Genomic DNA, 13051 nt, shown 5'->3' on the forward strand with positions numbered 1-13051 from the left:
TGTTACTCAATCGACACCCAACCGCACCCCTGAAGAGGTGATCGGTTTGGATGGCGATCGGGACCGTACACGGTCCGAATGTCGCACTTCACAGGCGCCACCCCGTGTACTTCCCGTGATCAAGACCCCTGAAAACCCGGATTTTCCCGGCTTTCCGACGACTTTGACGATCACGGAGAGTAGATGGCCGAAAAATCGCCCCTGTGATCGATCGCACACGGAATCTCCAGGAACAGGTCCCGAAAATTCCGCGCAAAGCGAACATCGCGGCGAGTCGCGGCAGCATCTCAGAGAGGAAGGGTGACTCGCATCACGAGCCCTCCCCCCTCGCGCGGCTCCGCGATGATACGGCCCCCGTGGGCCCGCGCCACCGACCGGGCGATCGACAGGCCGAGTCCCACGCCCTTGTCGCTGCCCGTGCGCTCGGTCCGCAGCCGCCTGAACGGCTCGAAGAGGTTGTCGATCTCGTACGCGGGCACCACGGGACCCGTGTTCGACACCACGAGGACCGCCTGGCCGTGCTGGGCCTCCGTGGTGACCTCGACCCAGCCCTCGTCAGCCACGTTGTACCTGACGGCGTTCTGGACGAGGTTCAGGGCGATCCGCTCCAGGAGGACGCCGTTGCCCTGCACGACGGCCGGGCCACGCTCCCCACGGATCCGCACACCCTTCGCGTCGGCCTCGGCCCGCACCTGGTCGACGGCGCGGTCGGCGACCTCGGCGAGATCGACGGGCTTGCGCTCCACGATCTGGTTGTCGCTGCGGGCGAGCAGCAGCAGACCCTCCACGAGCTGCTCACTGCGTTCGTTCGTGGCCAGGAGCGTCTTGCCCAGCTGCTGGAGCTCGGGGGGCGCCCCGGGGTCGGAGAGCTGCACCTCCAGCAGCGTGCGGTTGATCGCGAGCGGTGTGCGCAGTTCGTGCGAGGCGTTGCCGACGAACCGCTGCTGGGCGGTGAAGGCCCGCTCCAGGCGGTCGAGCATCTCGTCGAAGGTGTCCGAGAGCTCCTTCAACTCGTCGTCGGGACCGTCCAGTTCGATGCGCCGGGACAGGTCCGTGCCCGCCACCCTGCGCGCAGTGCGCGTGATGCGGCCCAGCGGCGACAGGACGCGGCCCGCCATCGCGTAACCGAAGGCGAAGGCGATCACCGCGAGGCCGAGCAGGGCGAGCAGCGAGCGGCTCAGGAGGTTGTCCAGGGCGTGCTGGCGCTGTTCGTTGACGCAGGCGTTCATGGCGTCGTTGAGCTCACCGGCCGACGGTGAGCTCGGGAAGTTGCACTTGTCGCTGGCCACCTGGCCGGAGACGATCTTGAACGGCAGGTCGCTGCCCACGTTCAGGGCCTGCGCGGCAAGCAGGTAGATGATCGAGAGCAGCAGGATGCCGGCGATCAGGAACATGCCGCCGTACAGCAGCGTGAGCCGTATGCGGATGGTGGGCCGCAGCCACGGAAAGGGTGGTTCGGCCTTCCTGGGGTCCCAGGTGGGTTTCGGGGGCGCAGCTGGCGGCGCCGGGGTCGCGGCCACCGGGGATCAGATCCGGTAGCCGGAGCCGGGCACCGTCACGATGACGGCGGGCTCGCCGAGCTTCCGCCGCAGGGTCATGACGGTCACCCGGACCACGTTCGTGAACGGGTCGGTGTTCTCGTCCCAGGCCTTCTCCAGGAGCTGCTCGGCGGAGACCACGGCGCCCTCGCTGCGCAGCAGTACTTCGAGGACGGCGAACTCCTTGGGCGCGAGCTGGATCTCCTTGCCGTCGCGGAAGATCTCGCGGCGGTTCGGGTCGAGCTTGATCCCGGCGCGCTCCAGGACGGGCGGCAGCGGCACGCTCGTACGCCGGCCGAGGGCACGCACGCGTGCCGTGAGCTCGCTGAACGCGAAGGGTTTGGGGAGATAGTCGTCGGCGCCGATCTCCAGGCCCTCCACGCGGTCGCTCACGTCGCCCGACGCGGTGAGCATCAGGACGCGGGTCGGCATGCCGAGCTCGACGATCTTGCGGCAGACGTCGTCGCCGTGCACGAGCGGGAGGTCCCGGTCGAGCACCACGACGTCGTAGTCATTGACCCCGATGCGTTCCAGGGCGGCCGCTCCGTCGTACACGACGTCGACGGCCATGGCCTCCCGGCGCAGTCCGGTGGCCACCGCATCGGCGAGCAGCTGCTCGTCCTCGACGACGAGTACGCGCACGGCGCTGTCCTTCCTCTGTGCCCGTTCGGGCAGGTCTGTTCGTGGGGTGTGGGCTCCATCCTGCCCCTTTCGGCCATAAACCGGCTGTAAGGCGGGCTCCTGGGGCCTCCTGGGGCCTCCTGGGCGGGGAATGCGGGATTTTCTCCGACGGTTGAGGTTTCCGTGGAAGAGAGCGAGGGGAGGACGACTTCACACCCGCGATCACGCTTTGTATGTGGCGTGCCACGACCCGCCTTTTCGCCGCAGGGCGGGCGGCTTGAGACGTGATCGCCCCTTCTTGGGCACACCCCCGTGCCAGAACCCACGACCCAGCCGAGGGGGCGCAACCATGGACGCTTTTACCGCAGGACTGCTGCAGCGCATAAAGGCCACGGAATCCGACCTCACGAAGGCCCGTGAGACGGGCGACGACTTCCTTGCCGAGGTCGAGCAGGGCGAGCTCGAAGATCTCCACCGCCTGGCCGCCGAGCACGGGGTGGAGGTCGGCGTGCTGCACGCCTGACCCGTCGCTCCTGATCCTTCGCCAGCAGAAGGGCCCCGGCATCCGTGGACGAGATGCCGGGGCCCTTCCGCGTGATCAGGTCCGCGTGGTCAGGTCCGCGTGATCAGGTCCGCGTGCTCGGCAGCGGTCAGTCGTGCCAGGCGCCGAGCTCCTCCAGGCGGCCCTGCAGGTCCTCGAAGAGGCCGGGCGGGGCAGCGACGGCCAGCTCCCCCGAGACGGCCTCTCCGGGGCGTCCGCCGGTCAGGGCGCCCGCCTCCCGCGCGACGAGGTCACCGGCGGCGAAGTCCCAGGGGTTTAGGCCGCGCTCGTAGTACGCGTCGAGGCGGCCGAGCGCGACGTCGCACAGGTCGATCGCCGCAGAGCCGCCGCGGCGGATGTCCCGGACCAGCGGGATCAGCTGCCGGGCCACCTCGGCCTGGCGGACGCGGCGCTGCGCGATGTACCCGAATCCCGTGCCGATGAGGGCCTGCTCGAACGGGGGCGCCGGGCGGGCGTGCGCCGGCTTGTCGTTGACGAAGGCGCCCTCTCCGAGGACGGCTCGGTAGGTCTCCCCGCGCATCGGGGCGTGCACCACGCCGACCAGCGTCTCGCCGCCCTTGCGGGCGGCGATGGACACGGACCAGTCCGGACGCCCGTACAGGTAGTTGACGGTGCCGTCGATCGGGTCGATCACCCATTGGACGCCGCTGCTGCCCTCGGAGCTCGCGCCCTCCTCGCCCAGCACGCCGTCGTCCGGCCTGCGCTCGGCGAAGAAGTCGGTGATCAGCTTCTCGGATGCGATGTCCATCTCGGTGACGACGTCGACCGCGCTGGTCTTGGTGGCGGCCACGCCCAGGTCGTCCGGGCGCCCGTCGCGCAGGAAGGCCCCTGCGCGGTGCGCGGCCTCCAGGGCGACGCCGAGGAGTTCTGCCTTGAGGTCGGTCACGTCAACGTCCTTACGCGTACGGGCTGTCGGCGCCCGCGGCCGCGGGCTTAGGGGCGCGTGCCGGGCAGCAGCCCACCGGGCACAGGTCGTGGCTCGCGCCGAGCGCACCGAGGGCGCAGGGCGCGGGCTCGCGCCCGTGCTCCGTGGCCGCGCGCTCCAGGACAAGATCACGCACCGCGGCGGCGAACCGCGGGTCGGCGCCGACCGTGGCCGAGCGGCGGACCGGCAGGCCCAGCTCCGCGGCCTTGGCCTCGGCCTCGGTGTCGAGGTCGTACAGGACCTCCATGTGGTCCGACACGAAGCCGATCGGGACCATCACCACGGCGGGTGCGCCCGCCGCCTGCCGCTCCTCCAGGTGATCGCAGATGTCCGGCTCCAGCCACGGGATGTGCGGGGCGCCGCTGCGCGACTGGTAGACGAGCTCCCAGGGGTGTTCGACGCCGGTCTCCTCGCGCACCGCGTCGGCGATGAGCCGGGCCACGTCCAGATGCTCCGCGACGTACGCACCGCCGTCCCCGTGGTCCTCGACGCGACCCGACGTGTCGGCGGCCGAGACCGGGATGGAGTGCGTCGTGAAGGCCAGGTGCGCCCCGTCGCGTACGTCGCCGGGCAGGTCGGCCAGGGACTTCAGGACCCCGTCGATCATGGGGCGGACGAACCCGGGGTGGTTGAAGTAGTGCCGCAGCTTGTCGACGCGCGGCACATCGAGGCCCTCGGAGGCGAGCACGGCGAGGGAGTCGGCGAGGTTCTCCCTGTACTGGCGGCAGCCCGAGTACGACGCGTACGCACTGGTCGCGAGCACCAGCACGCGGCGGTGGCCGTCCCGGACGAGCTCGCGCAGGGTGTCGGTCAGATAGGGCGCCCAGTTGCGGTTGCCCCAGTAGACCGGCAGGTCGAGGCCGTGCTCCGCGAAGTCCTTGCGCAGGGCGTCCAGCAGGGCGCGGTTCTGGTCGTTGATCGGGCTGATCCCGCCGAACAGGAAGTAGTGCTGCCCCACCTCCTTGAGCCGCTCCTTGGGGATGCCGCGGCCCCGCGTCACGTTCTCCAGGAACGGGACCACGTCGTCGGGGCCTTCGGGGCCGCCGAACGAGAGCAGCAGCAGGGCGTCATAGGGAGAGGCATCGAGCGCATCGGACATGTATCCGATCCTGCCACCCGTCACTGACAGCCGGAAAATCACGGTGCGTTCGGCCCTGCCGGGACCGTAAGCTGTATTGGCCATCTTTACGCCTTACCGGAGCCCCCACGTGCCAAGCCCCTACCGCGCCATCTTCGCCGCCCCCGGCTCCAAGGAGTTCTCGACGGCGGGCTTCCTCGGCCGGATGCCCCTGTCGATGATGGGCATCGGCATCGTGACGATGGTGTCCCAGCTGACCGGGCGGTACGGGCTCGCGGGCGCGCTCTCCGCGACCGTGGCGCTCTCGGCCGCCGCGATCGGCCCCCAGATCTCCCGGCTCGTCGACCGGTACGGCCAGCGCCGCGTGCTGCGTCCCGCGACCCTGGCGTCCCTGGTCGCGGTCGCCGGGCTGCTGCTCTGCGCGAAGTACGAACTCCCGGACTGGACGCTCTTCGCCTTCGCCGCCCTCGTCGGCTTCGTGCCGAGCGTGGGCTCGATGATCAGGGCGCGCTGGGCGGTCCTCTACCGGGACACCCCGCAGCTGCACACCGCGTACTCCTTCGAGTCCGTGGTGGACGAGATCTGCTTCATCTTCGGGCCGATCATCTCGATCGGTCTCTCCACGGTGTGGTTCCCGGAGGCCGGGCCGCTCATGGCCGGGGTGTTCCTCTCCGTGGGTGTGTTCTGGCTGACGGCCCAGCGGGCCACCGAGCCCGTGCCGCACGGCCGTGAACACCACACCAAGGGCTCGGCACTGCGCTCCGGCGGACTGCAGGTCCTGGTCGCGACCTTCGTGGCGACGGGTGCGATCTTCGGGTCCATCGACGTGGTGACCGTCGCGTACGCCGAGGACCACGGCCACAAGTCGGCGGCCAGCCTCGTGCTCGCCGTCTACGCGCTCGGCTCCTGCCTGGCGGGGGCCGCCTTCGGTCTCGTCCACTTCAAGGGAGCACCCGCGCCGAGGTGGCTGCTGGGTGTCTGTACGACAGCCGTGAGTATGATCCCGCTTCAATTGGTCGGGAACCTTCCGTTTCTGGCCGTGGCGTTGTTCATCGCGGGCCTCTCCATCGCGCCGACCATGATCACGACAATGGCCCTCGTCGAACAGCACGTACCACGCGCGAAGCTGACCGAGGGCATGACCTGGGTGAGCACCGGACTCGCGGTCGGCGTCGCGCTCGGCTCCTCAGCGGCCGGCTGGGTCATCGACGCGGCCGGTTCGGACGCCGGGTACGCGGTCCCCGGCCTGTCCGGGGCCGTCGCGGTGGCGGTCGGGTTCCTTGGGTATCGCCGGCTGAAGAGGCCGACTTTGCAACGGGGAGGGACCCATGAGCACGGCATCGGGCACGGGCAGCGGGAAGAACAGGACAGCGTGGCGTAACTGGGCGGGCAACGTCACCTCCCGCCCCGCGAGGGAGGTCACCCCCGCGTCGGTCGACGAGCTCTCCGCCGCGCTGCGCCGGGCCAAGGAGGACGGCCTCAGGGCGAAACCGGTCGGCACCGGCCACTCCTTCACGGCGGCCGCGGCGACCGACGGCCTCCTGATACGCCCCGAACTCCTCACCGGCATCCGCAGAATCGACCGCGAGGCCGGCACCGTCACGGTGGAGGCGGGCACTCCGCTGAAGCGCCTGAACGCGGCGCTAGCGCGCGAGGGCCTGTCGCTCACGAACATGGGCGACATCATGGAGCAGACCGTCTCCGGCGCGATCAGCACCGGGACGCACGGCACGGGCCGCGAATCGGCGTCGATCTCCGCGCAGATCATGGCACTTGAGCTGGTCACGGCGGACGGAACGGTCCTCACCTGCTCCGAGAAGGAAAGTCCCGAGATCTTCGCGGCGGCCCGGCTCGGCCTCGGCGCACTCGGCGTGATCAGCGCGATCACCTTCGCCGTCGAGCCCGTCTTCCACCTCACCGCCCGTGAGGAGCCGATGACCTTCGACAAGGTCACGAGCGAGTTCGACGCACTCCACGCCGAGAACGAGCACTTCGAGTTCTACTGGTTCCCGCACACCGGCAACTGCACGACCAAGCGCAACAACCGCAGCGCGGGCCCCGCCGCCCCGCCCGGCCCAGTGAGCGCCTTCGTAGAGGACGAGATTCTCTCCAACGGCCTCTTCCAGGTGGTCAACACGATCGGCAGGGCCGTCCCCGCGTCGATCCCCGGGATCGCCAAGATCTCCAGCAAGGCGCTCTCCGCCCGCACCTACACGGACATCCCCTACAAGGTCTTCACAAGCCCGCGCCGCGTGCGCTTCATGGAGATGGAGTACGCCGTCCCGCGGGCCGCCCTCGTCGAGACGCTGCGCGAGCTGAAGACGATGGTGGAGCGCTCGAACCTGCGGATCAGCTTCCCCGTGGAGGTCCGGACCGCTCCCGCGGACGACATCACGCTCTCCACGGCCTCGGGCCGGGAGAGCGCGTACATCGCCGTCCACATGTACCGGGGCACGCCCTACCAGGCGTACTTCACGGCCGCCGAGCGGATCTTCACCGCCCACGAGGGCCGGCCCCACTGGGGCAAGATCCACACCCGCGACGCCGACTACTTCGCGCGGGCCTATCCGCGCTTCGCCGAGTTCACGGCCCTGCGCGACCGCCTCGACCCGGACCGCATGTTCGGCAACGACTACTTGCGCCGCGTGCTGGGCGCCTGAGGGCCGCTGCCGCCTACGGGGCGGGGGTCTCTCCCCGCTGTCCGTCGTTTCCGTTTCCGGTGTCGCCACCGCTCGACGGGGACGGCGTCGGGGTCGGGGTGGGGGTCGGCGTCGGGGTCGGGTCGGTCTTCGAACCGCCGTCGTCCCCGGAGTCCGAACCGGAGTCGGAGCCCTTGTCGGGGTCGTCCTTCGAACCGGAGTCCGAGCCGTTGTCGGCGCCGTTGTCCGGCGTCTGCGAGGCCGCCCCGTCCGGGTCCTGCGACGGGTCGTCGCCCTGCTGCGAACCGTCGTCGTCCGAGCCCGTGGAGGGGCCGTCGGACGGCTGCCCGGAGGGGTCGGTCGAGGGCGCCGGACGGTGGTCCGTCGAGCTGTTCCGGCCCGAGAAGCCGTTGCCGATCGTGGTGCCGTGGCCCCCGCTGAAGTCCTCGCCGGACACGACCTCGTACGTCGTGATGCCGGCCATGGCGACGCCGAAGACCACCACGGCCCCGATCAACGGCCGCTTCCAGCTCCGGATCCGGGTGCGATGCGTGGTGCCGTGCGTGAACTCGTCCGAGGGGAGCGGTGGGGCCGTCGGCTCCTCGGGCACGACCGGCGCCGCCTGCCGCAGCACACGCGTCGCGTCGTCCCGGGGCACCAGCCGCGTGGCGTCGACCGAACCGAGCATCTGCGTCTTCTCGGCGTCGGCATCGGCGTGGAAGCCCCGGTCCGCGACGGGCAGCATGGTCGTGCGGTCCGCGTCGGCGTCCACCACCGGGAGCACATTCGTGCGGTCCGCGTCGGCATCGACCACCGGCAGCACGTTCGTGCGATCCGCGTCCACAGCGGGCGGCAGCACCGAGGTGGCGTCCGGCTCGGCCGTCCTCCCCCATGTCGTCGTCACGGGTCCGCTACCGGTGTGCGCCGCCGCACCCGTGTACGACGCCGCTCTGAACGTCTCCGCCACCGGCGCACCCGAGCCGTCGGTCAGCGGCACCTGCCTCGCCCTCGGCTTGGCCTGCACCGTGACGTCACGTATCTGCTCGCCCGTGCGGCGGAAGAAGTGCTGGAAGAGGGTGCCGCCGCAGGTCGCGACGGCACTCACCACACCGGCGCCGAGGATCGTGCCGTAGACACCGAAGCTCGACGCGAGCTTCGCCGCCACGACCGCGGCCACCGCGCTTCCCGCCACCTGAGGGACACTCAGGTCCAGGCGCCGCTTCTCCGTCGGCTCCGTCGAGTCCTCCGGCTCCGCCCGGCCCCTCGACTCCTTGCCGGAATCCGGCTTTTCACGCATCTCCGACCCTTGCCTGCCTTTCTCGACTGACTGCACGAGAAAGGGACGTATGGGTGAAGTGGATAGTTCCGTTTCTGGAGATTCCGTGAAGTGTGCCACTCTCGGACCACCCTGCCCGGGTATGCCGAAGCGCCAACTCCCGTCCCCTGCGAGAAGTTCGGCGGCGCGGCGGACCACCCGCGTGGCCCGAATGGAGTACTGTTGCGAGCCCTGGGTCCGGTCTCCCACCTGGGTGCCCGGGGCCTTCCAGGACCGCCGGGAGGGGGCTCGCTGCACAGGGTGACCAAAGTGGTCACTGAGAGTTGCGAAGAGGTAACCGTGCCATAACGGCGACCTTGGGCCCATGCCCGACACGCCGGGCAACTCGGCAAGGTTGTGGCAGGCTGCACCCGGGCAGGCCACACTCGACTAGCGGAAGCAGCGACGCACGTGACGTCGGCAGGCACCACCCGGGAGGTCCCCATGCCCGAACTGCGTGTCGTGGCCGTCAGCAACGACGGCACACGGCTGGTGCTCAAAGCTGCGGACAGCACGGAGTACACGCTTCCGATCGACGAGCGACTGCGCGCCGCGGTGCGCGGCGACCGCCCGCGTCTCGGCCAGATCGAGATCGAGGTGGAGAGCCACCTCCGCCCCCGCGACATCCAGGCGCGTATACGTGCCGGTGCCAGCGCGGAGGAAGTCGCCTCTCTCGCCGGAATCCCCGTCGACCGTGTCCGCCGCTTCGAGGGACCCGTGCTCGCCGAGCGCGCCTTCATGGCCGAGCGGGCCCGGAAGACCCCCGTGCGCCGCCCCGGCGAGAACACCGGACCCCAGCTCGGCGAGGCCGTGTCGGAGCGACTGCTCCTGCGCGGCGCCGACAAGGAAACCGTCCAGTGGGACTCCTGGCGCCGAGACGACGGCACCTGGGAGGTCCTGCTCGTCTACCGCGTCGCGACCGAACCGCACTCCGCGAGCTGGACGTACGACCCGCCGCGGCGGCTCGTACAGGCCGTGGACGACGAGGCTCGCTCGCTGATCGGCGAGACGGACGATATCGCCGCGCCCGAGCCCAGCTTCCCGTTCGTGCCGCGCATCGCCCGGCTGCCCCGGGACAGGCCGTCGCTCGACCGGCCGCTCGACCGTGCCCTGGACCGGCAGTTGGACCGCCCGAGCGTGCCACTGCCCCCGGAGCCCGGGGAGGAGAGCACGGCCACCGGCGCGACGGCGGCCGTCTCCGAGTCGGAGCGGGACTCGCTCACCAGCCTCCTGGAGGCGGTGCCGAGCTTCCGCGGCGACATGATCGTGCCGGAGCGCCCCGTACCCCAGCCGACGGATCTTCCGCCGGTGCCGGTGCCGGTGGAGGAGCCCGAGCAGGACCCGGAGGCCGAGGAGGCCCCCGCCGCGTCGGCAGGCGCGGGCTCCGCGTACGCGGACGTCCTGATGCCGCGCTCGGTGGCCAGCCACCGCGACCGCCTCGTCGGCACCACCGACCGCCAGGCGGAGGCGGACGGCGTCCGTCCCGGTCGGCGTGCGGCGGTGCCCAGCTGGGACGAGATCGTCTTCGGCACGCGTCGCAAGAAGCAGGAGTAGGTCGCAAGAAGCAGGAATGGACGGCGTCGTCCGTCGGAAACGGTCGGGCCCCGCACCTGAACGGTGCGGGGCCCGACCGTTTGCGGCCAACCGCCCGCTACTGCGGATCCGGACCCTTGGCCACCGGGCGGGACTCGTCCGACGACCACTCCGACCACGAGCCGACGTACAGCGACGCGGGGATGCCCGCCACCGCGAGGGCCAGCACCTCGTGGGCGCCGGAGACACCCGAGCCGCAGTAGACGCCGACCTCGGAAGTGCCGGACGCGCCCAGGGAGTTGAAGCGCTCCGTGAGGTCGGCGGCCGGCCTGAAGGTGCCGTCCGCCGTGACGTTCTCCGTGGTCGGCGCGGAGACCGCACCCGGGATGTGGCCGCCGACACGGTCGATGGGCTCGACGTCACCGCGGTAGCGCTCGGCCGCGCGGGCGTCCAGGAGCAGCCCGGAGCGGGCCACGGCAGCCACGGCGTCGGCGTCGAGCAGGTCCGTGGTGTTCGTCTCGGGGGCGAACGAGCCCTCGGCGGCCGGGCGCTCGTCCCCCGGCTTCAGCGGGCCGCCCCACGCCGCGAGTCCACCGTCGAGCACCCGCACGGACGGATGCCCCGTCCAGCGCAACAGCCACCAGGCGCGTGCGGCGGCCCAGCCCTGCCCGCCGTCGTACACGACCACGTCCCGGTCGCCGGAGACCCCGGCGGCCCGCATCACCGCTCCGAAGTGCCCCAGGTCCGGCAGCGGGTGCCGTCCGGCCGGGCCCGCCGGCCCCGCGAGGTCGGCGTCCAGGTCGACGAAGACGGCGCCCGGGATGTGCCCCTTCTCGTACTCGGCACGGCCGTCGAAGGCGGGGGCGCCCGCGGCCTTGGCGGTGCTCAGCTGCCAGCGGATGTCCAGGAGCACTGGCGGGTTCTCGCCTGCCAGGTCGCTCGCGAGTTCGGTTGCGGAGATGATGGCATTCATGGCCCCATCCTTGCGTACGGGGTGGCCGCATCGGCCAGGTCCGGCTACCCTGCTCCGCCGGACCGAACACGCGGCGTACGGAACCGGGCACACCGTGTACTGCCGGGCGGGACGTACGTGCATTCGAAAGCGGAGCCTAGCGGCCACCATGACGGGCCGAGGAGAGAGTGACGATGACGGAGGCACGGGGGTCGACGGGTCAGCGTGACGGCATGGGGGCCGTCCGCCGCACGCCCGGCACACCCACCTGGGTGAGCCTGATGGCGCACGGCCTGGCCGCGACCCAGGAGTTCTACGGAGCGTTGTTCGGCTGGGAGTTCCGGCCGGGACCGGAGCAGCTCGGGCCCTACGTACGGGCGCTCCTTGACGGGCACGAGGTAGCCGGTATCGGCCAGCTGCCGCCCGACCACCATCTGCCGATCGCTTGGACGCCGTACCTGGCATCGGACGACGTGGACGCGACGGCCGAGGCCGTGCGGCACTGCTGCGGCACGATCGGCGTCGGCCCGCTGGACGCGGGCCCGGCCGGGCGGATGGCCATCGCGGTGGACCCGGCCGGCGCGGTGTTCGGGATCTGGCAGGCGGCGGAGCATCTGGGCGCCGCCCTCGTCGGGGAGCCCGGAGCCCCGGCCTGGAACGAACTGGTCACCCACGAGACGGCGGGCGTCGTCAAGTTCTACCAAGCGGTTTTCGGATACACCGAGGAGGCTGCTACCTCGCCCGACGTGGACTACCTGACGCTCCAGGTCGACGGACGGCCGGTCGCCTCGGTGCGCGGCATGGGCCAGGAGCTGCCGCGGGACCGGGGCGCGCACTGGATGACGTACTTCGAGGTCGCCGACGTGGACGAGTCGGTTCGGCGGGTCACGGAACTCGGTGGGCACGTCGTGAAGCCGGCGCAGGCGGGTCCGCACGGGCGGGTGGCCACGGTCGCCGATCCCGAGGGCGCGGTCTTCACTCTCGTGCGCTCGGAGAGCTGACCCCCGGAAAACCCTGAGGTCCGTACGGTCATGTCCCGCCGGGACCGCTGCCGGGGAATCTGGACCAGAAGTGGTCGACGATGTCTTCCAGGTAGCGCCGCCCCGTCTCGCCCGACGCGGCGGCGTTGCCGACCCGGCCGAGGGTGGCCGTCAGGAGCGACTGGTACTCCTGGTGCATGGCCTTGAGCGGCTCCTGCAGATCCTGGCGCTCCATGGAGAGCAGCTTGGCGATCGACCGGATGTGCGCCTGCCACCGGGTGCTGACGGCTTCCGTGAGGAGTCGCGCGAGCTCGTCCTCGAGTCCGGTGACGGCCACGAAATCCCGCGGGCCCAGCTTCAGCACGGAACCGAGATGGGCCGACTGCCGCCGGTTGCCCGTCCATGTGTTGGTCTCTTCCATCTGCTGATAGACGCGCGGATCGAGGCCGGTGGCACGGGAGACGTCCTCGATGGCGAGCCCGCACGCGAGACGGTGGTCGCGCAGCGTCCGCGGGGCGCCGATGAGTTCATGGGGCGCGCACCACAGGGCGCCGGCCAGGGCGGCGAGCTCGTTCGACGTGGGCACCGCCCTGCCCTGCTCCCACGCGGTGACGTGTTCGGGCGAGACGTACTCCAGGCCGTACGAGACGCGCATGCCGTAGGCGACGTGGCCGGGGGCCATCCCGAGCTTCTCGCGAAGCGTCCGGGCAGCCCTGGCATTGAACGGGGGTGGTGGGTGCACGGGGCCAGACACTATGGAGTTACGGGCGTTAACTCCATGTCATCTGTCGCCTTTGACTCGGTTTTCGCGCAAGCGTCGCAGTCAAGTTCGTAGGAAGTGACAAGAGCCCAACTGCCCGTACTGCCCAGTAATGAGGCCGGATTCGAGGCCGTGGCGACCCCCCGTA

At 70.8% G+C, this 13051-nt stretch carries 12 protein-coding genes; 5 read left to right on the forward strand and 7 right to left on the reverse strand.

Annotated features, from left to right (window positions below; translation table 11 throughout):
* Window positions 1-287: 287 nt before the first annotated feature.
* A complete protein-coding gene (locus ACIBCK_RS13055; protein WP_399389587.1) occupies window positions 288-1520 on the reverse strand; it encodes a sensor histidine kinase in 1233 nt (410 codons plus the stop codon).
* Window positions 1521-1526: 6 nt separating this feature from the next.
* Window positions 1527-2180 (reverse strand): response regulator transcription factor, encoded by a 654-nt coding sequence (locus tag ACIBCK_RS13060; protein WP_135331070.1) that lies wholly within the window; start codon window positions 2178-2180, stop codon window positions 1527-1529.
* A gap of 328 nt (window positions 2181-2508) precedes the next feature.
* Here ACIBCK_RS13060 and ACIBCK_RS13065 point away from each other — a divergent pair, with 328 nt between their 5' ends.
* Window positions 2509-2682, forward strand: a complete 174-nt coding sequence (locus ACIBCK_RS13065) for a hypothetical protein (protein WP_361200389.1) — start codon at window positions 2509-2511, stop codon at window positions 2680-2682.
* A 127-nt stretch (window positions 2683-2809) separates the two neighbouring features.
* Here ACIBCK_RS13065 and ACIBCK_RS13070 read toward each other — a convergent pair whose 3' ends face one another.
* Window positions 2810-3607: an inositol monophosphatase family protein gene (locus tag ACIBCK_RS13070; RefSeq protein WP_399389589.1), complete on the reverse strand. Its 798-nt coding sequence runs from the start codon at window positions 3605-3607 to the stop codon at window positions 2810-2812.
* Window positions 3608-3617: 10 nt separating this feature from the next.
* On the reverse strand, window positions 3618-4745 hold the full coding sequence (locus tag ACIBCK_RS13075; RefSeq protein WP_399389591.1) for a ferrochelatase: 1128 nt from the start codon (window positions 4743-4745) through the stop codon (window positions 3618-3620).
* Window positions 4746-4854: 109 nt separating this feature from the next.
* On the opposite strand from ACIBCK_RS13075, the gene ACIBCK_RS13080 reads away from it, so the two are divergent.
* Window positions 4855-6105, forward strand: coding sequence for an MFS transporter (locus ACIBCK_RS13080; RefSeq protein WP_399389592.1), 1251 nt, complete (start codon window positions 4855-4857; stop codon window positions 6103-6105).
* Window positions 6053-7384: a D-arabinono-1,4-lactone oxidase gene (locus ACIBCK_RS13085; RefSeq protein ID WP_399389594.1), complete on the forward strand. Its 1332-nt coding sequence runs from the start codon at window positions 6053-6055 to the stop codon at window positions 7382-7384. Before ACIBCK_RS13080 ends, ACIBCK_RS13085 begins: the two co-directional genes overlap by 53 nt.
* Before the next feature lie 13 nt (window positions 7385-7397).
* On the opposite strand, the gene ACIBCK_RS13090 is transcribed toward ACIBCK_RS13085, so the two are convergent.
* Entirely contained in the window at window positions 7398-8660 is a 1263-nt protein-coding gene (locus ACIBCK_RS13090; RefSeq protein ID WP_399389596.1) for a hypothetical protein, read from the reverse strand.
* A 462-nt stretch (window positions 8661-9122) separates the two neighbouring features.
* Here ACIBCK_RS13090 and sepH point away from each other — a divergent pair, with 462 nt between their 5' ends.
* Window positions 9123-10232 carry a septation protein SepH gene (sepH, locus tag ACIBCK_RS13095; RefSeq protein ID WP_399389598.1) on the forward strand — a complete coding sequence of 370 codons (1110 nt, stop codon included), beginning with the start codon at window positions 9123-9125 and terminating at the stop codon, window positions 10230-10232.
* 97 nt (window positions 10233-10329) lie between these two features.
* Here sepH and ACIBCK_RS13100 read toward each other — a convergent pair whose 3' ends face one another.
* Window positions 10330-11184, reverse strand: a complete 855-nt coding sequence (locus ACIBCK_RS13100; protein WP_399389600.1) for a sulfurtransferase — start codon at window positions 11182-11184, stop codon at window positions 10330-10332.
* 173 nt (window positions 11185-11357) lie between these two features.
* Between ACIBCK_RS13100 and ACIBCK_RS13105 the strand changes: the two genes are divergently transcribed.
* Window positions 11358-12164, forward strand: coding sequence for a VOC family protein (locus ACIBCK_RS13105; RefSeq protein ID WP_399389602.1), 807 nt, complete (start codon window positions 11358-11360; stop codon window positions 12162-12164).
* Between the two features lie 28 nt (window positions 12165-12192).
* Here ACIBCK_RS13105 and ACIBCK_RS13110 read toward each other — a convergent pair whose 3' ends face one another.
* Window positions 12193-12825, reverse strand: coding sequence for an XRE family transcriptional regulator (locus ACIBCK_RS13110; protein ID WP_399389604.1), 633 nt, complete (start codon window positions 12823-12825; stop codon window positions 12193-12195).
* Between the last annotated feature and the right edge of the window lie 226 nt (window positions 12826-13051).

Source organism: Streptomyces sp. NPDC051218 (assembly GCF_044455475.1).
GTDB lineage: Bacteria > Actinomycetota > Actinomycetes > Streptomycetales > Streptomycetaceae > Streptomyces.